This window comes from Chitinophaga sancti (assembly GCF_034424315.1).
Lineage (GTDB): Bacteria > Bacteroidota > Bacteroidia > Chitinophagales > Chitinophagaceae > Chitinophaga > Chitinophaga sancti.
Window position 1 is genome coordinate 7,637,879 of record NZ_CP139972.1, and the last position, 25,506, is coordinate 7,663,384.

The 25,506-nt window shown below is 46.4% G+C and carries 15 protein-coding genes; 5 read left to right on the top strand and 10 right to left on the bottom strand.

The genetic code is table 11. The features are described from left to right. The first annotated feature begins 314 nt into the window (after nucleotides 1-314). Nucleotides 315-1,727, top strand: a complete 1,413-nt coding sequence (locus U0033_RS30185) for a T9SS type A sorting domain-containing protein (protein WP_083571729.1) — start codon at nucleotides 315-317, stop codon at nucleotides 1,725-1,727. A 394-nt stretch (nucleotides 1,728-2,121) separates the two neighbouring features. Here U0033_RS30185 and U0033_RS30190 read toward each other — a convergent pair whose 3' ends face one another. The 10 genes from U0033_RS30190 to U0033_RS30235 form a co-directional block, all read right to left on the bottom strand. Continuing rightward, nucleotides 2,122-3,255 (bottom strand): efflux RND transporter periplasmic adaptor subunit, encoded by a 1,134-nt coding sequence (locus tag U0033_RS30190; RefSeq protein WP_072363953.1) that lies wholly within the window; start codon nucleotides 3,253-3,255, stop codon nucleotides 2,122-2,124. A gap of 4 nt (nucleotides 3,256-3,259) precedes the next feature. Further along, nucleotides 3,260-6,499 (bottom strand): efflux RND transporter permease subunit, encoded by a 3,240-nt coding sequence (locus U0033_RS30195; protein ID WP_072363898.1) that lies wholly within the window; start codon nucleotides 6,497-6,499, stop codon nucleotides 3,260-3,262. A gap of 4 nt (nucleotides 6,500-6,503) precedes the next feature. Continuing rightward, complete coding sequence (locus tag U0033_RS30200; RefSeq protein WP_072363896.1) at nucleotides 6,504-7,892, bottom strand: TolC family protein; 1,389 nt, start codon at nucleotides 7,890-7,892, stop codon at nucleotides 6,504-6,506. Between the two features lie 27 nt (nucleotides 7,893-7,919). Then, nucleotides 7,920-9,260 carry a sensor histidine kinase gene (locus U0033_RS30205; protein WP_143150854.1) on the bottom strand — a complete coding sequence of 447 codons (1,341 nt, stop codon included), beginning with the start codon at nucleotides 9,258-9,260 and terminating at the stop codon, nucleotides 7,920-7,922. A gap of 9 nt (nucleotides 9,261-9,269) precedes the next feature. Continuing rightward, a complete protein-coding gene (locus U0033_RS30210; protein ID WP_072363892.1) occupies nucleotides 9,270-9,953 on the bottom strand; it encodes a response regulator transcription factor in 684 nt (227 codons plus the stop codon). A gap of 513 nt (nucleotides 9,954-10,466) precedes the next feature. Further along, nucleotides 10,467-11,510, bottom strand: coding sequence for an NAD(P)-dependent alcohol dehydrogenase (locus tag U0033_RS30215; RefSeq protein WP_072363890.1), 1,044 nt, complete (start codon nucleotides 11,508-11,510; stop codon nucleotides 10,467-10,469). Nucleotides 11,511-11,702: 192 nt separating this feature from the next. Then, entirely contained in the window at nucleotides 11,703-13,652 is a 1,950-nt protein-coding gene (locus tag U0033_RS30220) for a gliding motility-associated C-terminal domain-containing protein (RefSeq protein WP_072363888.1), read from the bottom strand. A gap of 32 nt (nucleotides 13,653-13,684) precedes the next feature. Next, nucleotides 13,685-16,132 carry a PKD domain-containing protein gene (locus U0033_RS30225; RefSeq protein WP_072363886.1) on the bottom strand — a complete coding sequence of 816 codons (2,448 nt, stop codon included), beginning with the start codon at nucleotides 16,130-16,132 and terminating at the stop codon, nucleotides 13,685-13,687. 135 nt (nucleotides 16,133-16,267) lie between these two features. Beyond that, a complete protein-coding gene (locus tag U0033_RS30230; RefSeq protein ID WP_072363884.1) occupies nucleotides 16,268-16,573 on the bottom strand; it encodes a protease inhibitor I42 family protein in 306 nt (101 codons plus the stop codon). 64 nt (nucleotides 16,574-16,637) lie between these two features. Beyond that, nucleotides 16,638-18,308 (bottom strand): C1 family peptidase, encoded by a 1,671-nt coding sequence (locus U0033_RS30235; protein WP_072363882.1) that lies wholly within the window; start codon nucleotides 18,306-18,308, stop codon nucleotides 16,638-16,640. Nucleotides 18,309-18,721: 413 nt separating this feature from the next. Between U0033_RS30235 and U0033_RS30240 the strand changes: the two genes are divergently transcribed. The 4 genes from U0033_RS30240 (at nucleotide 18,722) to U0033_RS30255 (ending at nucleotide 25,502) form a co-directional block, all read left to right on the top strand. Further along, the gene (locus tag U0033_RS30240) at nucleotides 18,722-19,297 is read left to right on the top strand and encodes an RNA polymerase sigma factor (RefSeq protein WP_072363880.1); all 576 of its coding nucleotides are present in this window, start codon (nucleotides 18,722-18,724) and stop codon (nucleotides 19,295-19,297) included. A 91-nt stretch (nucleotides 19,298-19,388) separates the two neighbouring features. Next, complete coding sequence (locus U0033_RS30245) at nucleotides 19,389-20,384, top strand: FecR family protein (protein ID WP_072363878.1); 996 nt, start codon at nucleotides 19,389-19,391, stop codon at nucleotides 20,382-20,384. A gap of 84 nt (nucleotides 20,385-20,468) precedes the next feature. Then, complete coding sequence (locus U0033_RS30250) at nucleotides 20,469-24,104, top strand: SusC/RagA family TonB-linked outer membrane protein (RefSeq protein ID WP_072363876.1); 3,636 nt, start codon at nucleotides 20,469-20,471, stop codon at nucleotides 24,102-24,104. A gap of 18 nt (nucleotides 24,105-24,122) precedes the next feature. After that, complete coding sequence (locus U0033_RS30255) at nucleotides 24,123-25,502, top strand: RagB/SusD family nutrient uptake outer membrane protein (protein WP_072363874.1); 1,380 nt, start codon at nucleotides 24,123-24,125, stop codon at nucleotides 25,500-25,502. The last annotated feature ends 4 nt before the right edge of the window (nucleotides 25,503-25,506 follow it).

The following is a 25,506-nucleotide window of genomic DNA, read 5'->3' on the forward strand; positions in this document are numbered from 1 at the left end:
GTTCCTGGTTGTAGACTGGCTCAACTGACGATAAATGTAGCTGGCCATGACGGAAAAACACCTTTGCAGGTAACGATAAAAGATATCTATCAACGAACTTTAGTTTATAAGAAAGCGGGAATAGCCCGCATTAGTATTTCCACTGGTAACCTGGTTCCCGTAATGTATGTAGTCGTGATCACCTATGGCAATCAACCTTTTATTAGACAGGTCCTGATACTATAAAAAGTATCCTTACAGGACCGGCCATTGCGCATATGGCCGGCCCTGTGTTTCCACGATTTTTTTTTATTACACCCTTATAAACAATAACCATGAAAAGAAAAGTACTGTATGCGCTTTTATTGATGGGCTGCTCAGCCTTTAACCGGGTAGAAGCACAGACGCCACCTGCTACCTGGCAGGAACACTGGTTTGAGCACAATCAATTACTGACACGGAAATTTTATGACAACGATGTCGCTGTTTATTATGACAACGATGTAAGTACTTCCGTTACCTGGCCCTATCAGTACATGGGCGATGTATGGCGGTACACGAAGAAAACCTATGGCTGGTTCGGTGCTGATCCCCATTTGTTTGTTGTAATGCATACCAACAAATACAGCGGTGGCCACCCTTCCGGTTATTTCGATGCCAGTCATGACAACCGCGATGTAGCGGATGTAGGTCCTGGTCCATGGACAAGCGCCAGCGGTGGCGATCATGACCTGCTCACACACGAAGTAGGTCACATTGTAGAAGGTGATTCCAAGAACGCGCATAACTCACCTGCCTTCGGGATCTGGGGAGACAGCAAGTGGGCGGAAATCTACATCTACGACGTGTACAATGGTCTTGGTATGACCAGCGATGCAGCCCGGGTGTACACTACGTTTACCAATACCACTGACAATTTCCCGGTTACCGGTACACATTGGTTCCGCGACTGGTTCTACCCAATTTACAGCCAGTATGGTGGCAGCAAAGTACTGAACAGGTATTTTGTATTATTATCTTCTTATTTTCCCAGGAGTGGCAGCGACTACGCCCGTTCATTGAACATGGGTGAGTTCATTCACTTCTGGAGCGCAGCAGCGGGTGTAAGCCTGAAATCACAGGCAACCACCGCGTTTGGCTGGAATTCCACGTACGAAAGTCAATTCAACCAGGCACAGATTGATTTCCCTATTACATATGCACCAGTTACGATTGCGTCTTATATGTACCAGGACATCAACTATGGTGGTTATGGTATCTCATTGCCTGTTGGTAGCTACAACCTCACTGCTTTAAAAGCATATGGTGCTATCAATGACGACATTACTTCTGTAAAAGTTACTCCTGGTTTCAAGGTGACTTTATATGCAGATGACAATTTCTCCGGAGCCTCCATCGTACTCACTTCCGATGTATCATTGCTGGATGTAAGTACCTGGAATGACAAGGTAAGCTCTGTAAAAGTAGAGGCGGTACCTGCCGCAGCTGCTGAAAAAGAAAGCGCAGATCTGACTGTGTATCCTAATCCTGTATTGAAAGGTGGTATGCTGACTGTAAATGTGGGTAAATACGATGGTAAAGAACCAGTATATGTATCTGTAGTAGATGTGAATAAGAAGGTGGTGGCGGCCAGGAAAGACAATGCAGCACGTATTGCCATGGAAGTCAAAGACTTACCCGCCGGTGTGTATGTGGTGATTGTAACGAATGGCAGAAAGAGCTATACGAAGAAGATTGTGATTCAGTAATTCCTGCTTTACACTTTAAAAAAGGGTATTCCGGTCCTGCCGGGATACCCTTTTTCTATATGGTAGCTATAGGCCGAACATAGTTACATCTCTTCATTATAAGATCATCAAAAGGTCACGATAAGGTCACTTCAATATCGATTGGATATTGAAGTGACCTTATCGTGATGTATTAGTACTCATTTAGTGTAGTTATGTAACTATGTTCGGCCTATAGCTTCCCTCATGAAAAAAGGGCGCCCCGCAATGAGACGCCCTCCTTTTTTGTTGCTTTTCCGGTTTGTTGTTGCTTAAAACCTTGCTATTGATTCCCGATGGTTTCCGTTTATTGATCTTTTTGCCTGTTGAGTACTAATTCCTTTGTAAATATCTTAACCTATCGGATCCTTTCTGATTATTTGCTATCCTTTTGGAATGCTGTTTTCTTAATATCCTGGCCATCCCTGTTTTCTTCAGTCGCTGTTGCCACGATCAGATCACCCACTTTCAGATCGCCGAATACCTCTGTCTTACCATCCACTTCACGACCTGTTGAAACAGGTACATGTACAGCTTTGTTATTTTCTACTTTCACGACAAATACGCCTGTTGTAGAATTTACCACTGCTGATTTAGGCAGGATGAAAGCACTATCCGCCGTATTCATTGGAATGCTTACTTCGGCAATCATGCCAGGCAGCAGTTTCTTATCATTGTTAGTCACATCCATTTCAATACGCTGAGAACGCAGACGGGCATCCAGTGCACCAGCCAGACGATTGACCTTTGCCGTGAACTGTTTACCCTGGTAAGCTTTCACCGTGAAGCTTACATCGCTGTTGCTGCCCAGGTAACTGGTGTATGACTCCGGTACTGAAATCACCAGACGCAGTTTCTGCTGTTCCTGTAGGGTGACGATCGGCAGTTCGGAACCTTTACCTGTAGGACCTACATAGGCACCCGCACTTACATTACGTGCAGTGATGATGCCACTGAAAGGCGCACGGATCTCCAGGTAATTCCTCGTATCAGCGACTTCCCTGTAAGAAGATTTCGCTGCTTCCAGGTTGGCCATGTCAGCGTTCATCTTTGCCTTTGCATTATCCAGGTCGTTTTTAGAAACAGTACCCGGCGTAAGGCTGGTTGTATATAAACGATCGTAGTTTGCTTTACTTGCCAGGTAGATCGCCTCCTGTGATTTGAGCCTGCTCTCAGCAGCATTCAGCTGGGCTGTCAGCTCCGGTGCTTCCATGGTCACCAGCAGGTCGCCGGTCTTTACTTCAGATCCTACGTCCACGTTCAACCTCTTCACAAAGCTGCTTACCTTGGCGTAGATATCTACCTGCTGGAAAGCGATCAGCTCACCCGGCAGTTTCAGGGAAGATGACAACTTCCCTTTTTGTACAGCGATAACCTGTGTAGCCGGCGCTTCAGCAGCAACACTTTCTTTTTCTGACTCACCTTTTGTGTGTCCGCAACTGTTCAGCAGCAGCATAGCGGGTAAGCTGCACAGTAATATTGTATTGGATATTATTCTATTCTTTTTCATATGACTATTCATACAAGGATGGTACATAGTTTTTACTTTCTTTATCTTCCGGGTCCAGTGATACGGATTTGGTGCTTGCCTTACCCTGTGCCCATGAGAATACCAGTGGTAGTAAGAAGAGGGTACTAAAGGTAGAGGCAACCAGGCCACCGATAACCGCACGACCCAGCGGAGAAGTCTGGTCACCGGTTTCACCCAGGCCACTCGCCATGGGGATCATACCAGCCACCATTGCAAGACTCGTCATCAGGATCGGGCGCAGACGCAAGGCCACAGCTTCTTTTGCAGAGAGGATTGCATCGCCATTATGACGGCGCAACTGTTCTGCATTCGTTACCATCAACACCGCGTTGGAGATCGATACACCCACCGACATGATAATACCCATATAAGACTGGAGGTTCAGGGTGGAACCTGTCACTATAAGCAGCGTGAGAGAACCTAACAGTACCGCAGGTACGGAAGCAAGTACCACCGCCGATACCTTGAAGGACTGGAAGTTTGCCGCCAGCATCAGGAAGATCACAATGATCGCTACTACCAGGCCATTCTGTAAGCTTTCCAGTGTATCTGTCAGTGTAGAAGTCAGACCTACCAGTTCCACATTCAAACCACGGGGCATGTCACCCAGTGATTTGATCGCCTTGTTTACTGCTGTCGTTGCCGTACCAAGGTCAATGTTATTGAGGTTGGCAGTTACTGACAGGGTTGGCATCGCACCCAGGTTATCAGCTTCACCCAGTGTGGTATCGGGTGTGATGGTGGCTACATCACCCAGTACCGGACGTGCACTGTTTGGCAATAAAGGTAATTCCTCGATTGAATGAATATCTGTCATTTTATTTTCCGGGATCTCCACCTGTACGTTATAGCTCAGGTTCTGCTTTTCATCTACCCATACGTTTTTCTCCGTATAGCGGGAGGATGAAGTAGAAGCAGTGATTGTACGGGAAATGGTCTGCAAATCAATGCCCAGCTGCGCAGCCCTTAAGCGGTCGATCTCGATCTTCAGCGAAGGATATTTGGTAGATTGTCCTTTCTGTACATCCCGAAGGAAAGGAATCTGCTTCAGCTTCATGATCATCGTGTCTGCATACGCTTCTGCCTGTTTCCTGTTTCGGCCGGAGAACCTTACCTCGATTGGGGTAGGTGAGCCCTGGCTCAGGATCTTTTCAGTCAGTTCTATTGGCTCGAAGGATGGTTTTACATCAGGTTCTGCTTCTTTCAGTTTAGCCCTGATCTTATCTTTCAGTTCATCCATGTTCATCCTGTAGTCTTCTTTCAGGGCTACCTGTATAACTGCTTCCTGCGGACCTGCCATGAACAGGTAGATAGGTGAAGTAGAGAAGAGTCCCGGGTGCTGACCAATATAAGCAGAGGTGATAGATACATTCTCCGGTCCTACCAGTTCTTTGATCGTATTGATCGCTTTCAGTGTTTTTGCTTCAGTTACTTCAGCACGGGTACCATCAGGGGCGCGTAAACGAAGCTGGAACTGACCACCATTACTATGCGGTAATACGTCACGGCCAATGTGGTTCAGTAACAATACTACCAGGCCCATACCACCAATGATATAAATGGTAACAATGAGTTTACGTGCCGGCAGGATGCGATCCATAAAACGCATAAAGCGGTTACGGAATTTATCGAATTTCGTCAGTGGCAGATCATGACCACCATGTGGATGTTCAATGAGTATTTTCTTTTCATCCCATGTATCTTCTTCCAGGCCATCAGGTTGGTAATCCTGTGGGCTGCCATGACCATGTTCTTTCATGAGCCAGTTAGCCATTACAGGTACAAAGGTCTGCGCCAGGAAGTAAGACACGATCATTGCGAAACCAATAGCGAGCGCCAGTGGCAGGAACAATGAACCCGGGATACCGCCCATGGTGAATGCCGGTGCAAACACGGCGAGGATACAGAACAGGATGAGGAGTTTGGGGAAAGCGATTTCCTTACAGGCATCCCAGATGGCGAGGCCCTTGGGCTTGCCCATATCCAGGTGCTGGTGGATGTTTTCAATCGTTACCGTACTCTCATCCACCAGTATCCCGATGGCGAGTGCAAGGCCACTCAGTGTCATAATGTTGATCGTCTGACCTGCCAGTTTAAGGCAGAGTACTGCTGCAATGATAGAGGTCGGGATAGTGAGGATTACAATGAGGGCACCTCTTGGGTCACCCAGGAAGAGTAATACCATCAGACCTGTAAGTATCGCACCAATTGTACCTTCACTGATCAGGCTTTTCACCGCGTTGATTACATATACAGACTGGTCAAATTCAAAAGACAGCTTCACATCTTCCGGCAGCTGTGCCTGGAAGCGGGGGATGGCTGCTTTCAGTTTTTGTACCACATCCCAGGTAGAGGCGTCACCATTCTTTGCTACAGAGAGGTAGATAGAGCGGCGGCCATTTACCAGTGCATAACCGGCAGTGATGTCTGCACCATCTTCAACAGTTGCTACGTCACGGAGGAAGAGTGTTTGTGCACCACCTTTAAAGAGTGGAATATCTTCGAAATCTTTTACGGTATGGATGGTGGTGTTTACGGGTGTGATATAGTTCTTGTCGCCGATACGTACGTTACCGGAAGGGGATACCTGGTTGTTAAGGCGCAGGGCTTCCACTACCTGGTCAGGTGTCAGGTTGTGAGATCTTAATAAGGTAGGATCCACTTTGATCACCACTGTACGGATGTTACCACCAAAAGGAGGGGCAGACAGGAGACCTGGGATCTGTGTAAAGGACGAACGCACATAAGTGTTAGCGAGGTCCAGCAGTTCGTTGTTATTACGCTTGTCGCTGCTCAGTACCAGGTTACCTACAGGCAGGGTAGAGGCATCGAAGCGAAGAATAAACGGCGGTTGAGACCCGGGTGGAAAGATAGCCTGCGCCCGGTTACAGAAGGCTGCAAGCTCCGCCTGTGCCTGTGCCATGTTAGTGCCAGGGTAAAAGCTCACTTTCAGGAGTGAGAGCCCCTGTATATTTTTCGTCTCTATGGTCTTGATACCATTTACATAGAGGAGGATGTTTACATATTGTTTACCAAAGAAGGCTTCCATCTGGGTAGGCGTGTAACCACCGAAGGGATGCGATATATACATCACCGGTAGATCCAGTGACGGGAAGATATCCACCTTGATGGTCCTGACCGCGCCGACACCAAAGAAGAACATGGCGGCCACGATCACCAGGATGGTGATGGGTTTGCGTAGTGCTGATCTTATCAGGTTCATCTAATTAGAATTCATTAATGAAAAGAGAAAAATTACCACTGGCGGCTGCTTTCAGGAGCAATGCCTGCCATACGTTCGTGTACGCGATGTCGCGGTCTGTTTCTGCACGGTTCAGTGTGTATAACACCTGCGTTACGTCCACGATTGTATTCAGTCCGTTTTTGTACAATACAGTGCGCTGGTTGTAAGCATCGGATGCTGCTGTGACCTGGATAGGCGCTTCCCTGTAGTTGTCCAGTGCATTCTTCATTTTGGTGTCAGACAGTTTTAACTGCGCGGTGAGTTGTTGCTTTACAAGGTCGTATTGATCCTGTATTCCTGCTGCAGTAAATTTCTGTGCTGCTACCTGTTTATTGACCCTGAGTATAGAAGTTAGGTTCCATGTGGCACCGATACCCAGCAGATAGTTGCTACGGCTGGGCTTCACACCATCCCAGTAAGCATGTGTATAATCTGACTGATCTGCGGCGTAGCCGGTACCGAACCCGGATCCTCTCGTTTGCATGGTACTAAAGAAGGAGAAGGTTGGGTAATACAGTCTTTGTAAGTACTTCGCCTGTTCCTGGTTTACCCTGAGTTGATTTTCGTAGAACTTCAGGGTAGGGTTGTTTACGATGTCAGCAGAATCTGCCATAGCGGTAGGGATCTGCTTAATGAAGAAGGTATCGAGTACAAAGTCCTGCACCGGAACCCCCATCAGGATGGCCAGGTTGTTGGCCTGCGTTTGTTCGTTGTCCTTTGCATTCGTATATGCGATACGTGCATTGGATACTTCTGCATTGGCAAGAGATGAATCAACGCCGGCGATCAGGCCATTGTTTACACGGGTTACTACCACAGCACGGAAAGTATCGGCCCTGTCCAGGTTATTCTTCCAGCTACCGGTGAGGCGCTGGGCAGCCAATAAATTGAGGTAAGCTGCAGCTACTCTTACTTCATGCTGAAATTTTTCCTGTGCCAGGTCCGCATCATCTCTCTGTACGGTGGCCTGTGCGGTTTTAATCTTTTCCCTGATACGGCCAAAGGAGAAGAAATCCCAGTTGACATTAGCCAGGTACAATCCACCAAAAGCAGCGTTCCAGTTGTTTTGCGCGAAGGTGGGGCCTGATGAGGCTACGGCAAGACCATTCAGGCCGTAAGAAGGACCATAGATCCCATTGATGGTTCCGTAATCCTGCTGTCCGGCCACGTTCACGTTGGGCAGGTATTCCCGCTTCACGGATTGCGCGGTTGACTGAGAGGCCTTTAAGTAATTGGCTTTAGCCTTGATAGTTCCGTAGTTGGCCAGGGCAGTCTGCACTGCATCTTTGAGTGTCAACACCTGTGCGCGTGCCATCTTCACCGGACCGTACAGCAGCAGGAGAAAGAGACAGACGAGTTTTTTTCTTTGCATGATAATTGAACATTAGACCATGATACCTTAATGCAGGAACTCGGGCCGTGGTGTGAGCACGTCGTCGTTGATTCCTGCTTTTAAGGCACCTATTGATTCATCGAAAATAATTTGAATGGTGTGCCATCCATTGGCATAGTCATAGAGGATGGTGAAATGGTTAAGATCGCAGATCTGTTTTACGATTGCGAGACCGATACCGATGGAATCACTTCTTTTGTTGCCTTTTTTGAAGCGGCGGAAGAGCTCACTGGTAGGCACTTCAGGAGGGAGACCGGTATTGGTGATGACAAGTTTTTCCCTGGTGAGGTGGACCTCTATGGTTCCATTAGTGATGTTATGACGAATGGCATTGCTTAGCAGGTTACCGAGGAGAATGTCTGCCAGGGAGGGATGCAGCTGTAGCAAGATGCCTTTATAAATATTGCGGGATAATGAAATGGATTTCATTTCCAGTAATTCTGAGAAACTGTTTAAAGTTTCTGTCAACAGACCGGAGAGTGATATGGTGCGTTTATCATCATATTCATTGTTCTCCATTTTGGCGAGCAGCGTCAGTGAGCTGTTGATCCTGGATAATTTCTCGATGGCATTCTGCATATCACAGATGAGTGACATGACAGTGTCAACGTCTTTTCCATGCAGGTATGATTCTGTGAGCAGTTCCAGCTTACTGCGAAGGATTGCGAGTGGTGTCTGCAATTCATGGGAGGCGTTTTCGGTAAACTCTTTCAGTGCACGATAATCATCCAGCGCCTTGTCGGTCATGTTATTTAAAAAGCTATTGAGGGCTTTCAGCTCTTTGGCATTGGGTACCGGAAGAGAAAGTCTTTGTTTTTGTTTAAGGTTAAAGCGCTGTATTCTTTTCAGCGTTTTGTTGAATGGTGCCAGGATGATACGTGATACGAATCTTGCTGACAAAGCTGTAAGCAGGAACAGGATAGAAAAGATCCAGATAAACGAGCTGGCCAGTCCTGTGAGTATTTCGTTTGCCTTCGTGATATAATTATAAGAGCAGATACTGTAGTAAGTGCCGTTTATATTATAATAGGAGGTAACGGTGAGGCGGCATTCCCTGTGTTTGAGCATGGTATTGTAGAAGGTATGTTCGTACACTTCATACTTGTTCACAGGTATTTCGTTTTGCTTCAATACTTTGATTTCTGCGGGTCTGCCACGGAGGTAGGTATCCGGGCTTACGCCGTTGCGCATAGTCTGGGCCATGAGGTCATTGTAGACTTTGAGGCGGCTTATTTCCGCTTCATCGATCTCTGATTTTACCTTATAATAGGCGATACCGATACCGGCCAGCATTGCTGCCAGCGTGATACAGAGATACCATAAAGTAAATTTGTTGACGAGTTTCATGAGCTGTTCTTATGAAGCAGTTGTATTGAATTTATATCCTAATCCGTACACAGTGTTGATATAATCACCTCCATTGGCTGCATGGATCTTCTTACGTAAGTTTTTCACATGCTGATATACAAAATCAAAATTGGAGAGGTTGTCGGTATAATCGCCCCACAAGTGAGCAGCTATCGATTGCCGGGAGAGCACCCTGTTTTTATTCACGAGGAAATACAATAACAGGTCGAACTCTTTTGGTGTTACATCGAGCGGTGTATTATTTACCAGCGCTTCCAGTGTATCTGTATTCAGCCGGATCTCATTGAAAGTGACAATATTGCTGCCCTGTAGTTTCTTTCTTCTGTATACGGCTCTTAATCTTGCGTGTAGTTCAGGTAAGTGGAACGGCTTTGTCAGGTAGTCGTCGGCACCTCCTTCCAGTCCGGTAATCTTATCCTCCAGTGAGTTCTTTGCGGAGATGATCACAACACAGCTTTCGATCTTTTCCTGATGTATGAGCTGCAATAAGTCAAGACCATTTCCATCCGGCAAAGTGATATCGAGCAGGATGACGTCGTATTGAAATGAGATTAGTTTATTGTGTGCGTCATTACTGGTATAGCTAACCTCACACAGGTATCCTTCTTTTTCAAGATAACTGGTAATGCTTGCGGCCAGTTCTATATTATCTTCAATGAGCAGTACTTTCATACAGCTGCAAAATTTGTTATCAATTTTGAAGCAATCTTGAAGGTTGTAATGAAGCAAAAAGGATCCAGTTTAAAAAAACGTGGATCCTTTTTGCCTATACTTCATTGAAAATTGCAATCATAACGCAAAGGTGCTAAGAATTCCGGCGGGTTTTATTGTGCTATTCAAACAAAAAATTGTAAAATTCAAAGAATTTGGAAATAGTTAAGTCACTTTGTTAAAAACCTGCGACAGTAGCGCCAGAATAAATGTTTCCTTAAAAAGCGCTTAAAATTTTGGGAGGCCTGGGTTGTAAAAAATGAATATATGGGTGGTGGAATGAGGGGATGAGTGGTAGGCGGTTTAAGTGGGCCTGCGGCAGCAGGAAAGATGGCTTTTTCCCGGGGCTGGCGATCTAAAAAAGACTGGGGCCGACTAAAAAGGGTACCCTTTCCCGGGTGATGGAGACGAAATGGCTTTTGCGCAATTCTCAGCGCCTACATTTTACTTTTTAATCGGCCCCAGGTATTTAAATTACAATGTTGCCATATCAATTACGAAGCGGTAACGCACATCGCCTTTCAGCATCCTGTCGTACGCATTCTGAATATAAGGCATCTCAATCAGTTCGATATCAGATACAATGTTGTGCTCGGCGCAATAGTCCAGCATTTCCTGTGTTTCCTGGATACCACCGATCATAGAACCTGCAATGGACTTACGGCCTGCAATCATTGCAAATGCATGCACAGAAGCAGGTGTTGGAGGTGCACCCACACAAATATGTACACCATTCGTCCTCAGCAAACCGAGGTACATCCCATAATCATGTTCAGCAGAAACGGTATCGATAATGAAATCGAACTGACCTCTGGCTGCATTCAACTGTTCCTGGTCGCTGGTAAGCAGGAAGTGATGTGCACCCAGGCGTTCGGCATCTGCTTTCTTATTAGGAGAGGTACTCAGCATAGTCACTTCTGCGCCAAAAGACACGGCAAATTTCACTGCCATGTGGCCGAGACCGCCCAGACCCAGTACACCTACTTTATGGCCTTTACCCACCTTCCAGTGGCGTAATGGTGACCATGTAGTGATACCCGCACATAATAATGGGGCTACTGCTGGCAGGCTCAGTTTCTCAGATACCAGCAGGACGAAGTCTTCGTTCACCACGATCTTGTTGGAATAACCGCCATAGGTTACCGTCTTTTTGTCTTGCTCATAGCTGTTGTATGTGCCGGAAGAACCCTTCAGGCAATATTGTTCCTGACCCTGGGCACAGTTTTCACAGTCACGGCAGGAATCTACCAGGCAGCCAACACCTACGAGGTCGCCGGTTTTAAATTTCTTTACGTGCGCACCTACTGCTGTCACACGGCCTACGATCTCATGGCCTGGTACCATTGGGTAAATGGCATTTCCCCACTCGTTTTTGATCTGATGAAGATCAGAGTGACATACTCCACAGTATAAAATGTCGAATTGTACATCGTGGGGTCCTGGTTCCCTTCTTTCAAAATTGAAAGGTCCTAGCTGCGCCTGGGCGTCAAACGCAGCGTATCCTTTAGCTGGAATCATTTCGTTGTAATTAATAAATGTGAGGAAAATAGTTGTTGCTTCTCTACGAACGCGAAGGTAAGGGCTGTGGTGGGGATTAAAAAGAGCGGGAGGACTATTAAAAAAGATAGGAAAGGGGAACAAACATCACTTTTGCCGAAGGCGGAAGTGATGTTTGTTCGGGGTGATAATTTTCCGGCTGCTGCCGGGAAACTATCGTAACAGGTTGATAGAACCTTTCTTTGTAATAATTGTCTGATCGTTTTGTATTACCCTGATCGTATACATATACACACCAGTAGGCTGTTTCTTCCCATTGTAGGTACCATCCCAGCCGCTGCCTAAGGTCATGCTATGGAAGATCAGTTCTCCCCACTGGTTAAAGACCATCATATCTATGGCCGCAATAGTATTACCCTCTGCTTTAAAGATATCATTCAGTCCATCACCATTGGGTGTAAAGGCATTAGGAACATAAATAGGATCGGCTTTCAGCTTTACAGTAATACTATTCTTATTGTTCTCGCAGGCTAGCGGACCCAGTGCTACTACTGTCAGTGTCACACTATCAATCATCTGTGCATTGACTACATGTGTGGTACCGGTAGTGCCTGAACTGGGGGTCGTATAGGCAGCTCCGTTTACAGATACGAGATAGCCCGTTGCACCAGGTACCGGATCCCAGGTAAAGGTAATTGTACTGCCACTGGTGTTACCTGCTTTTATATGAGGCGTATCTACTTTTTCGAAAGGCGTGACAGTCACTTGTGTACGCCCACTCACACAGGAACCATTCACCGCTTCTACAAAATAAGAGGTTGGTGTCGTGATGCCGGGTGTTGTATAGCTTTTTCCTGATCCCAGGTTTTCACCACCGGAGATCAAAGGATACCAGTTGTAAGTCAGGCTATCGACAGGATTTGTGACCAGCAGGGTGGCAGTACTGTCCGGACATACTGCAGGTGCTGTAGCAGCAGGCGCACCAGGTTGTGAGTTGACGGTAATCTTTACACTATCTTTTATAATACAGCCAAAAGCATCTTCTGCAGTCACTGTGTATTGGGTAGAAGAAGCCGGTGTGATCAGTGTGCTGGAATCCGGAATAGCACCGGGTTCCCAGGTATATTTTATAATCTGCCCACCGGTAGGTACAGCGTATATAGTCGTGGACGCTCCGGCACAAATAGCCGCTGGTCTTGCCTTTGCTGCGATCTGTACAGGAGAGTTCTGCGAAAGTGTGGTGTCAAAATTCGTGATACAGCCATTGCCATCCAGGATGCTTACGGTATAAGCTCCCGCAGCCAGGTTTGTAGCAGTATTGGTAAACTGAACCGGGTTGGTATTCCATGCCAGTGTCAATGGTGCGGTACCTCCACTAACGGATACGGTAATACTACCATTGGCATAACCACAGGTAGCCGGAACGGTGGTGGCAGTAGCGGCAATGGGTGCAAAAGGCACTGCGGAAATAGCCGCTATTACAGCACGTGAATCACCGCCGCCTCCGATTATATAATCAAAGGTAACAGATGATAATAACTGTGACTGTACATTACAGGGAACAGGAATATCTACAGCATACATGCGTGGATCATTGCTGGAAAGCCCCTCCACGGTATAAGGTGCTGAAGTGGTTCTGAGAATACGGCCAATGGCATTGATCATTGGATTGTTGCCACCAAACCAGTCCGCGACAGTAAAGGTACCTGCATTTACATCCGGTGCATTCACAAAGTGCAGGGTAACATTGAAGGTACTGCTTCGCTCGGTAGACCATGCGAGTAAACTGATTTTAGAATATGCAGCAGGGGTGAGCAGCGTGTAAGTACCGGTAGTTGTGGTACCAGCAGCTGCTGCATTGGCAGAGAGAAAGATTGCATTCAGACTATCGTAATTCTTCAGCTGGTAAGTACGTTGCCCGTTTACAATCGTTCCGTTGTCAGGTAAGCCGGCGGCGATATTATTAGTAGCCGCAAAAGTTGCTGAATACAATACCTTTAACTGCAGGTCAAGACCAATGGTGGTCACTGCAGCAGAACTGGTACCTGATTCCGCAACGGCATCAATAGCATATCCTGTAATTGGTACAGGGGTATACGTTTGCCCATAGGATTTGCAAAAGCATATCAGCAGGAGGAGGGAGGCGAAGTAGATTCGTGTCATGGAGAATATATTATTATAATTATGGACTAACATCAACGAAGCAGGGAGACCCATCCGGCATAGGTCTTTTCTCCGGGGGCGGGTTTAATGATATAGTAATAGGTGCCGAATGGCATGAGTTGTCCTTTCCAGGTACCATCCCATGGAGAGAAGCCGATACCTTTGAATACCAGCTGGCCATAGCGGTTGAAGATTTCGGTTGTTGCGTTGGGACGGGCTTTGAGTCCGTCTACTTCCCAGCGGTCATTGATGCCGTCACCATTCGGACTGAAGGCATTGGGTATTTCTAACTGAAGATCGGGGATCACTTTGTAGTATGCACGGCTGATGCTGTCAATACAGCCAATATCATTGGTCACATAGAGGGTTACACGAAAATCACCTGTCACTTCGTACCTGTGCTCAGGCGCAAATTCAGTGGAGCTGGTACCATCCCCAAACTCCCATTCATAGGTTACACCATTCCGGGAATTATTGTTAAAGGTGAAGTTTGCGTTTTTAAATTCAACAGCAATATTCTGCCCCGGGGCTGAACTGAAAAGAGCAATAGGCGGCGGTACAATGTTGATAAGTGATGTTTTGGTAATTGTGCTCACACATTGGCCCTGCGCGGTGGCTGTGAGGGTGACGGTAAATAAACCGGTATTGCTGTAAGTGTGTGAAGGATCTTCCAGTAAGGAGGTCGTACCATCGCCGAAACTCCATTGATAGCTGTCAGCGTAGTTGGATCTGTTATCAAAAGTAACTACCGCAGGAGCGCATCCCTGGGTAATATCAGGTGTAAACCGGGCTATCGGCCGCCTGATCACTTTTACTAAAAGTGGATCAGCGGCCGCGGTGCAGGCCCCATCCGTAACACCCAGCATTACAGAACCGGATGTATCATATTTCACCTGGTAAGGCCCGAAGCCCGTTCCGCTGATCACAGTACCATTGTCAAAATGCCAGGCTGGTACAGCCGCTGTAGTGGCTGTGCCTGTATATGTAATGGTTACGGTATCTCCTGCACAGATAGGTGTTTTACTCACAGCCAGCTGTAATGCCGGTGGTGCAGAAATGGTGACTGCTTGCCTTGTCACAGCTGATGCGCAGCCATCATCTGTCACCTGTAAGCTTAGATTGTAAATACCTGCATGAGGAAATGTAATGATATAAGGTCCTGCATCGCTACCGCTTTGTATCGTGCCTCCATCAAAATTATTCCAGTTGTAGGTAGCTGCGGCAGAAGCGGTGCCGGTGAAGGTAACGGTGTCAGTACTACCCAGGCAAATGATACCGGGGCTGGCAGTAAAGGAGGATGTAGGTGTTGGTTTCACTGCTACGTTTACGGTATCTTTTATGATGCAGCCAAAGACATCTTTTGCCGAGACGATATAGGCAGTTGTATCTGATGGATGGTCCGTTACTGTTTGACCGGTCAGTGTGCCTGGTGACCAGGAGTAATTCGTCAGTGTACCACTGCTGGAAGTAGCCGATAGCGTGACAGGATCTCCTGCACAAACGGCTGTAGCACTGGCACTGGCGGTAATCGTAGCAGACGAAATTAGTGACACCGTTTCATTCACAGTGTATACGCAGCCATTCGCATCGGTCAGGGTGCCTGTATAGGCACCGGCAGGCACATTGATAGCGATAGCTGTTGCCTGTACAGGAGTGGTATTCCACTTAAATGTATAGGGTGTAGAACCATTGGTGGCTGTCAGTGTAAGTGTGCCGTTCGCCCCGCCGCATATAGCATCAGTATGTGTGCTGCTATAAGAAACCGGTGTGTATGCAACACCTGCCAGTGCGAGTATGAGAGCTCTTGAAGTACCGCCGGTAGCGGCCAATTGTGTGAATGTAACAGATGCCAGTGATTTGCCCAGTACTGCACAGGGGATGTTGAAATCAAATCCATAAAAGCGTGGATTAGTAGTCAATCCATCGACGGTCATGGGAGTATTGGTGCGTGTAATACGGCCATAGCCCTGTACTACAGCGGGGGTACCATTGAACCAGTCTTTGATGGTAATGGTACCTGCATTGGAAGTAGTACCGTCCGTGAATGTCAGCAATACGGATACAGTGGCAGTACCTTCAGTGGCGAAAGCGAGCAGGCTTAATTTGCTGTAAACGGCTGGTGTGGCGAGTGTCAGTGTTCCTGTTCCAACAGTATTAGGTACTGCATTTGAAGGCACGGCCATATACAATGCGTTGTTGGCATTGAAAGCGGCCATCTGCCAGGTTTTGGTACCACTTACAAAAGTGCCGGTGGGTGTAATACCTCCGGATAAGCTGTTAGCTGTAGCGAAAGCTGTAGTGTGAATGACGTGATTGCTACCATCAATGACTGTAGACGTAGCTGCCAGAGCGCTGTTGCCGGCTTCTGCAACAATGTCTGCGTTAAAGCCCGAGACACTGATGGGCGAAAAGGTTTGGGCAAACAGGGGCTGCCAACCTGTTAACAGGGTTAACAGTATTAGGGTAAAGAAGTGCTTCATGAATGGTCATTATAGGTTAGCTATAAATGAAAATATGCAACGGTATAGGCCGTAGCAGGAAATAGATATAGTGCGTTGAAATAAATACTGTGGGAGTATCAAAAAGGGTGGGAGCTGATAAATATATTTTTTATTCTAATGATTAACTACGGTTATATCGAACTGTTTTGTATTGAGGGGTGGATTGTGTTTTTCCCATATTCTTTTTTGTTCGAATAAGATAGTGGTCTGACCTGGTGCTTTTGAGTGTACCATAAAAACAACGTCGAGGCTATTGCCTGCTTCCATGCGCATGGTCTCAATGGTATAGTTATAACGGACTACTTCCACGCAGTCGGGATTAGAGACGGTGAAGAACCATTGAAAGCCGGCAGTGCCAAGGCCTGGAAGCACGATGGGGAGGGAGGTACCGAGAGTTAGATGTTTTATTTCAGCGTTCATGGATGATGATTTAGGAAAAAATCGCTTCCGCCTGCAGGCAGAAGCGATTTTATGGGAAGGTATTTTATACATACCATTTGTGGTACATCTGCGAGTCGGTGCCTTCTACGAAGCAATCCAACCTGCCGGCGGCCCAGGAGGAAACGCCCACATCGGAGGAGAGTGCACCACCGAGGTTTTCATCGCCACTCCAGTTGTGGCCATCCCACCATTTGTGCATCATATTGTAGGTTTGGCCGGGATAGAATACATCTATGCGGTTTGGACCCCATGATACGGCAGCAGGACTACCGAACATATTTGATTGCAGGTCTTCCCAGTTGCTCCAGCCTTTGTCGTACCATTTATGCCAGAGGTGGTTGTTCTGTCCGCGGGCAAAGCAATCCAGTCTGCCACTCGCCCATGAAGATACGGCTGGAGCAGAGGTGATCACGCCACCCAGGTCTTCCCATCCGTGCCAGGCACCATCCCACCAGAGATGCCACATAGAGGAGTTCATACCCCGTGCAAATACATCGATACGGTTTGGCCCCCAGCTTACACAGGCAGGTTCTGATGAGAGCATACCACCGAGATCTTCCCAGTTGCTCCAGCCGCCCTGGTACCATTTGTGATACAGGTGATGGTTGAGACCTACGGCAAAGATATCGAGGCGTCCATTGGCCCAGGAGCAGATAGCGGGAGCGCCCTGAATCTGGCCGCCCAGGTTCTCATAACCGTTCCAGGAGGTGCCATTCCACCATTTGTGGTATACGGCGCTGTCCATACCTCTAACCACCACATCGATGCGGTTAGCAGCCCATGATACAGCATTAGGTCTTGAAGAGAGCAGGCCACCCAGGTTTTCATAGCCATACCAGCCATGAGCAGGAGCAGGGAGTTTTACGCCTGAAGCGGTCCAGAATGGGAATTCGGTATCGATACCGGCTTCACCATAACCGATTTCAAAGAATCCGCCTTTACCCCAGCCGGCCCCCCAGCTGTTTTTGCAGATCCAGCATTTTTCTGTTTCGGAGTACCCGATAACGGTTACGCAGTGCAGGCCATTGTCGGATCCGCTTACGTGTTTATATACACCATCAGCATATGCGAAGAAATCGTCGTATACGTGCATGATAGCAGAGCAGGGGCCATTGTTGGTCAGGTAATTTTTACGCTCTGTTATGTTTGCGATGGTGGTAGAATTCGTGATTTTAACGGCTCTTGCATCGCGGTTAGGGCCTACGGTGCAATGGGGAGGTTGTTTCCAGATATTATTGTCCGGGAAAGCGGTTGCGTAAGGGAAGCAGGCTTCGTCCGGAATACCACGTGTTTTGATCTGGTTGTAGGCATCAGTGGGCCACCATCCGCCACAGTTAGCACCGTGGTTGGAACAGAAGTGAAGGTCTGCCTCAGAAAGATCCAGGAGTTGTCCTTTTTCGATAGAAGCCATGGCTTCGACTACAGAGGTTGTACAGAAGGATACACAGGAACCGCATCCACCCTGGTCTTTTACAGGGGTAATATGGTTACCATTCCTGTTTCGCCAGTCTACCTGCTGCGCAAAATTTGCTACAGGGGCAGCGGCATCGCGTTTGCTCATAATGGCGGCAAGTTCTGCCTGATTGACAACTACGCCGAGAAGGGCTTTCTGTTGAGGATTAGGCAGCTGAGAAACGGTAGTTTCCCTTGCCTGCCACTGGGTGCTTGATTTTTGTAAATCAGCTACCAGGTCGGAAATCTTGATGTTAGACATTTCCTGTGGTGATTTTTGGGAGTGAACGAAATTATGCGTCGTAATAATTAGGGTAAAATAAATGAGACAGCAAACTTACCTGGCAGTAACCAGGACAGCTGTCAGGAGACGAGAGGATATGGATGTGAATAATGCCTTTGCTTGTGGTTCAGTGTTTGGGGGTGAGTGAAAAATAGTGCCATTCACTTGACAAATTCAGTATTGCATGCATGCAATTTAAAGGTATAACTATGTTGGAAATCAACAAAATAAAAAATGAACGCAATTGATTGCAAGCGGAAAAAAAGGTATTTCTACGTATAATATATTAATTTTGAAGGGGCCGGTATTGGGCCTGCGGCAACCAGGAAAAAATCATTTATATTTTTTTTATCGGGAGGTGAAAAAAATAGCAATCATAAAATCTGCTCAGTTTGTCAGGAGAACAATCATTATGGGATGGCATTCGGGAAAGTCATGTAAACAGTCTTGAAGCATTATACCTTCAATATAATGAAGAGCTTTATGGGTATGGCAGAAAATTTACCAGTGATATGCACCTGGTAGAAGACGCTGTGCAGGAGACTTTTATCTCCTTGTGGAAATACAGGCAGTCTTTGCAGGTTAAAAGCGGCTACAGCTTTTATCTGCTCAAATCCTTCAGGAACCATCTCTTTCGCTTGCTCAAATCCAGAGCGAATACTACCTATACGGATGAACAGCCGGAATTTCATTTTGAAATCGGCATGGACAGCCACCTGATAGCCGGTGAAGAACAGGCCATTCTGAAGAAGAAGGTGCAGGAAGCCCTTATTCAGCTCACCAGCAAGCAAAGGGAAATTATCTACCTCCGTTTCTTTGAAGGGCTCTCCTTCGAGGAAATTGCAGATTTGATGAATATGCAGGTCAGGGGAACCTACAAGCTCACTGCCCGTGCACTGGCTGCCTTAAAAGAGCTGATGGGTGGGGCTGCCGGAACTGCGCTGCTGCTCGCTTTCCTGAAAGGATAAAAAAAATTTAAAAAAAAGTTAAAGATCATGGGGCACAATTGCCCCTTTTTCGTCTTTATATATTCAAAGGGCCTTAAAACAGTACGAACGGATGCACCACTCCATACATAGTTATAATAATTATACGAGTCACCAATTGGCTACATCTCCTTACTTCCTGGAGTGGGTAAAGTTCCCTGATGCAGCAAATAATGCTTTCTGGCAATCTTTTGTGACTGCTTACCCGGATAAGGCTGTTGAAGTGGATGCCGCCGTCGATATTGCCCGAAGCCTGCACGTTGTGCATGAGCGCCCTACGGCCCTGCAGCAGCGTGAAATGTGGGATGAAATTTATAATAATATAGGTAATAATAAACTTTATGCGCGCAAGCGCCCATTGGTCTATATAGCCCGTGCTGCCGTCGCTATTGGTGTTGTTGCCGCTGCTTCCTGGCTGATTTTCCGCCCGGGAAACAAAGAGGTGAACATAGCCTCCAACTTTGGAGAAATCAAAACAGTATATCTGCCTGACAGCACTGAAGTGACCCTTAACGGGCATTCTGCTATCACATACAGGAAAGAATGGGCCAACAGAGAGGTATGGATTGAAGGAGAGGCTTTTTTCAATGTCAGAAAGAGTGTAGACCAGCAGTTTGACGTACACAGCAATGGCGTGGACGTACATGTACTGGGAACTTCTTTCAACATTCGCAACCGCAGAGGCGTTACCGCTGTTGTATTAAATACAGGCAAACTAATGGTAGCCGCATCTGCTGAGAAAAAACTGATCCTGTCCCAACCGGGTGATATGGCCCGCTATGATAGTGAACAAAAAGATTTAGTACAAAAGAAAGTACCTGTGTCCAAAATAACGGGCTGGCAGCAGCACAAGCTGCAATTGGACCAGACCGCTGTAGCCGACTTTTTTGAGGTACTGGAAGACGACTGGGGGTACCAGATCGAGGCAACCGATTCTACGCTTTTAAACAAGAAAATTAGCGGAGAGATCGGGATGACCGACAAAGCCGTTCTCATGGACGCACTTGCTGTAATATTAGATGCAAAAGTGACACAGCAGGGATCAACCATCATTGTAACACCCAACTGATTTTAACAAGGGACAGCTGAACTGAAATTTCGAAACAGGGTACGCTACCGTTCTATTTTTTGTCATTTAAAATTGCTTACAGGCATGATCAATCTGAAAAAGGTTGCGGCCTTCTGTTGCCTGATGCTTGCCATCAGCTTGCAGATGTTTGCTGCCGTAGCCAGCCAAAATCAACCAACACTCACCTTGAAAGAAGCGTTGAACAAAGCTTCAAGGCAATTTCATGTTTCCTTTATCTATGAAGATGAACTGGTCAGCAACAAGCGTGTGAATACGCCGACGGATGACAGTTATAAGAAGGTAGAAGATTACCTTTCTGCTGTATTGAAGCCATACAACCTGAAGTTCAGAAAACTGGGCGGATCACAGTATGCTATTTATGGTACTTCTGATAAAACTAAAGAGAAAGACAAAACCAACCATGTGGCTCCTGAAGAAGCTGTCTTTGATAAGGCAGCTTCACAGCAGCCCGCATTGCAGATGACGCAGGTACAAACGAACAGGTCTTACGATACTACAGGTACGGAAACACGTGCGCTGGTGGGTGTGGTGACCGATGAATCCATGGCGCCTGTTTCTTCTGCGACCATTATGGTGCCTGGTACAAAGTATATCACAGTAACAGGCCGTAGCGGAGATTTTTCATTGAGAGTTCCTGTAAATACGCAAAAGATCCAGGTATCCTGTATCGCGTATGAGAGCCAGACACTGTCTGTAACTAATGCAATTTATTACAGGGTAGAACTGAAAGATAAAACGGGTTACCTGAAGCCGGTAGAAATTGTTTCTACCGGTTATGTAAACCTGCCTAAAGAGCGTGCGACTGGTTCTTTTGGTGTAGTAACTGCCAAAGAACTGGAAAAGATCCCGACGGCGAACGTGATCAGCCGTTTGGAAGGGATGGTGCCTGGTTTGCAGATGCAGCTCACAGCTGGTGACAACTCCTTTGTGTACGATAACGTAACACCTGCTGCTGCAAGTAATACACGTACCATTGGTATGAACAACTACAATTATAATATCCGTGGTACAACGACGCTGCAGAGTGAAACAAGTCCGCTGATTGTAGTTGACGGTTTTCCTACAGAGTTCGATCTTAAAACGCTGAACCCAAACGATGTTGAGCAGATTACTTTCCTGCGCGATGCGGCTGCTGCTTCTATCTGGGGTGCGCGTGCTGCGAATGGGGTGATTGTTATTCAAACCAAGAAAGGACGTTTACGCCAGCCATCTGTAAACTTTGGCGTCGGCTACAGCACACAGGCACGTCCTGATATTGGCTATCTTAAACTGATGAACAGTGCACAGGTATTGGCACTGGATAAAGAGATGGTGGATAAAGGTATCGTCACTGCCTCTTCCTATAACCCTTATACCTCTGGTCTCAAATATAGTATTGACAAAGGTGTGGACCTGGCATTTCAGCTGAAATCAGGTCGTATTACACAGGGTGAATATGATGCAAAGGTAGCTGAGCTGAGCAAGAGAAATAATTATAGCCAGTTGAGCGATTACCTGATGCAGTCTGCTAATGCACAGAATTATAACCTGTCAGTAAGCGGTGGTACAGATGTACATACTTATTATTTATCAGGTGCTTATTCCAAAGAAAATACCAGTACTGTTGGTAACCACGGAGAACGTATCAACCTGGTGGCTAACCAGGAATTTAAAATCCTGAAGAAGATCACATTAGCTGTAAGTCTGAAAGGGGCGTTCTTTAATTATGCTAATAATGGAAATGGGCTGTATCCATTGCTGAATGGTCCGACCACCTTTATGCCATATGATGATATTCACGATAACCTTTATTATACAATCGGTGAGCATTATGCGGATTCGCTGGAAAATCTTGGCTACAGGAAATGGTCTACCAATTACCTGGATGAGCTGAAAATGAGCAGAAACTATACCCGTGATAATAACTATTCAGGAACCATTACCCTGGACATTCCAATCTTTAAGGGCTTAGGTTTTAATGCTGCTTACATGCAGGAGCGTGATTTCTTCACCATTCGTGATTTGAAGGATAAGAACAGCGCGTATGTACGCGATCTGTACAACAAAGGAACGGTGATGTCCGGTTCAATACTTACACATAACTTTCCTGATGGGAGTGTGCTGCAGTCTACCAATAATAATATGAATAACTACAGTGCACGCGGCCAGTTTACCTATAACAGGTCGATAAAGGAAGATCACCAGGTCAGTGCACTGGTGGGTATGGAAGCAAGACAAACATCGAATTCCGCTAATGGGTCTACTATTTATGGATATAATCCCGAGACAGGTATTGGTGCGGTTACTGCGTATGGTACTTATTACCCGACCATGGACTACTTTGGTGGGTACCTTGGAGGCAGTCCTTACCAGAATGATTATGTGAAGCGTTATTTATCTTACTATGGTAATGCTGCTTATACCTATAAAGGTAAATATACCTTATCTGGTAGCGTGCGTTACGATGATTACAACAATTTTGGCCTGGATAAAAAATACCGTGCAAAACCATTCTGGTCTACGGGTTTGAGCTGGAATGTAACCAAAGAAAGATTTATGCAGGAGCTGACCTGGGTGAGTTCTTTGCATGTGCGTGGAACCTTTGGTATAAACGGTAATATCAACCAGGCACTACGTCCTTTCACCAATATCTCCCTGGGAAGTGCGGATTCACAGACAGGGTTACCTACTGCTTCTGTGATTTCTCCGGCAAACCCGGCATTGAAATGGGAGAACACTTATGTGACCAATTTTGGTATCGACTATGGTATGCTGAATGGCCGCCTGAGTGGTTCCATCGATCTGTATAACAAGAAGGGTACAGATATCATCTATTACCTGGAAGTAAACCCTACTTTCCTTGGTTCCAACAATTCCATCTACCGCAATGGTGTTACTATGAGTAACAGGGGGATTGACCTGGGTGTTAATGGCGCGATTGTGGATAGCAAAAGCTTTGGATGGAACATGGGTATCAACTTCTCTTATAATACCAACAAGGTAACCAGCAGCCTGCTGAAACCTACCACTTCTTTCTATTCCAGTTTCAGCGGTGTTGTTGAAGGATATGCTTCTGATGCAGTGTTTGCGTACAGGAATGCAGGTCTTGACAGTTTAGGCTGGACTAAGATCTACGATCAGAATGGCAACAAAGTACGTTCTAACATAACAGTTACAGATATGGGGGCGGTAAAATATGCAGGTCGCAGAACAGCACCTGTGTATGGTTCATGGCAGAATACTTTCAGGTATAAGAACTGGTCCATGTTTGTGATGGCTACTTATAGTTTTGGTTCAGTATTCCGCGCACCGGTGGCTACGCAGTATCCAAACTCCCGCAAACTGTATTACAATACCTCTGCGGATATTGCTAACAGATGGCAGAATGCAGGTGATGAAACTAAAACCATCGTACCGGGTATAGCGGGTTCTTATGCTGGAATTTCAGTCATGCGTTATGCTTATTCTGATGTGAATATTCAGTCTGGTGACTATATCCGTTTGCGTGAAATTTCATTGTCTTACCAGTTGCCTTCAGAGATGGCAGGAAAAGTGTTTGCGAAGAATATCAAAATCAGTGGTGCGGTACGTAACCTGGGTCTGATCTGGAGAAAGAACAAGTTAGGTCTTGATCCCGATTATGTACCGGTACTGGCCAGCACGGTATTGCACCTGCCTGCTACACCGCAATACAACCTGATGTTGAATGTAGGCTTCTAACCAAAATTTAAAATTACGATGAACAATAAATATCTCTCAATGCTGTTGTTAGGTGGTCTTGCACTGGCCAGCAGCTGTAGTAAATATACTGATATAAAAACCCAGGGTAGCCTGATACCCAGTGATATCGATAATTATCGTTACATCCTGAATGATACTTATTCTTTCGAATCCGGGGGTGAAATGACGGACCTGGCAGCAGCTGATGTGTCAATTGTGGATGCTGCACAGCAGTCAACCATCGAGGGTTACAATAACTATTTCTTCATCAGGAATATTTACCTGTGGAAGGCGCCGGTCATTGAAGTTACTACCAGTCATGATCCGGACTGGGATACCTATTACCGCCGTATTTACAGTTGCAATGTTGTCATCAACGAATTGCCTTCAAGTAATGGTGGTACGGATTCTGCCAAAGCAGAACTGGCAGCAGAAGCTTTGACCCACAGAGCGGACGCTTACCTGAATCTTGTAAACGAATATGCGAAGCCTTACAATAGTGCTACCGCATCTTCTGACCTGGGAGTACCCCTGGTTTTGACACAGGATCTGGACCAGCAACTAAAGCGTGTTTCAGTAGCGGCTATCTATAATAAGGTAGAAGAGGACCTGAAAACTGCTGTACGGTCTTTGCCTGCAGCGAGTAATTACAACACGATGCCAGGTAAGCCGGCGGCATATTCCCTGCTGGCCCGTCTGTACCTGTTGAAAGGGGATTATACAAATGCGGGTTTGTATGCAGATAGTGTACTGGCATTAAAGAATACCCTGAATGACCTGGGTACTATTTCCAGCATGCCTTACCGCAAGAGTGATCCTGAAATTATATTCAGTAAAATCGCCGCACAAGGTTTTACTTATTCTCCTTATGTGCTGCGCCTGAGTGATGATATCCTGAACCTGCTGGGTACAAGTGATATGCGCTACCAGTTGTTTACAAAGGATGCAGCAAGCTATTTCGGCTCTACGTACACCGGTCGTTATTTCAGCAGGGAACAGATCAACTATGAAAATAGAAACATTGGTACTTCTGTGCCTGAGATGATGCTGATCAAGGCAGAGGTGCTGGCACGTGCCGGAAGTACAGGTGCTGCAATGGATGAGGTGAACCTGCTGAGACAAAAACGATTCAAAGCAGCAGATTATGTAGCGCTGGCAGCCACTGATAAAAATGATGCAGTTGTGAAAGTGATAGAAGAGCGCCGACGTGAGTTTATGTGCCGCTTGTTGCCGTGGATGGATCAGCGTCGTTTGAAAGATGATCCGTTGTTTTCAAAAACCTATACACGCACCTGGCAGGGGCAAACCTATACACTGGAACCATCCAGCAACAGGTATGTATTCCCGATTGCTGCTTATGTGATAGGACTGAATCCTGAGATTGAACAAAATCCGTGATTAA

Coding starts and splice junctions, on each gene's coding strand:
- U0033_RS30250 (WP_072363876.1), top strand. CDS start 20,469: ATGATCAATCTGAAAAAGGTTGCGGCCTTCTGTTGCCTGATGCTTGCC.
- U0033_RS30205 (WP_143150854.1), bottom strand. CDS start 9,260: ATGAAACTCGTCAACAAATTTACTTTATGGTATCTCTGTATCACGCTG.
- U0033_RS30215 (WP_072363890.1), bottom strand. CDS start 11,510: ATGATTCCAGCTAAAGGATACGCTGCGTTTGACGCCCAGGCGCAGCTA.
- U0033_RS30225 (WP_072363886.1), bottom strand. CDS start 16,132: ATGAAGCACTTCTTTACCCTAATACTGTTAACCCTGTTAACAGGTTGG.
- U0033_RS30190 (WP_072363953.1), bottom strand. CDS start 3,255: ATGAAAAAGAATAGAATAATATCCAATACAATATTACTGTGCAGCTTA.
- U0033_RS30235 (WP_072363882.1), bottom strand. CDS start 18,308: ATGTCTAACATCAAGATTTCCGACCTGGTAGCTGATTTACAAAAATCA.
- U0033_RS30245 (WP_072363878.1), top strand. CDS start 19,389: ATGCACCACTCCATACATAGTTATAATAATTATACGAGTCACCAATTG.
- U0033_RS30200 (WP_072363896.1), bottom strand. CDS start 7,892: ATGCAAAGAAAAAAACTCGTCTGTCTCTTTCTCCTGCTGCTGTACGGT.
- U0033_RS30210 (WP_072363892.1), bottom strand. CDS start 9,953: ATGAAAGTACTGCTCATTGAAGATAATATAGAACTGGCCGCAAGCATT.
- U0033_RS30195 (WP_072363898.1), bottom strand. CDS start 6,499: ATGAACCTGATAAGATCAGCACTACGCAAACCCATCACCATCCTGGTG.
- U0033_RS30230 (WP_072363884.1), bottom strand. CDS start 16,573: ATGAACGCTGAAATAAAACATCTAACTCTCGGTACCTCCCTCCCCATC.
- U0033_RS30255 (WP_072363874.1), top strand. CDS start 24,123: ATGAACAATAAATATCTCTCAATGCTGTTGTTAGGTGGTCTTGCACTG.
- U0033_RS30185 (WP_083571729.1), top strand. CDS start 315: ATGAAAAGAAAAGTACTGTATGCGCTTTTATTGATGGGCTGCTCAGCC.
- U0033_RS30220 (WP_072363888.1), bottom strand. CDS start 13,652: ATGACACGAATCTACTTCGCCTCCCTCCTCCTGCTGATATGCTTTTGC.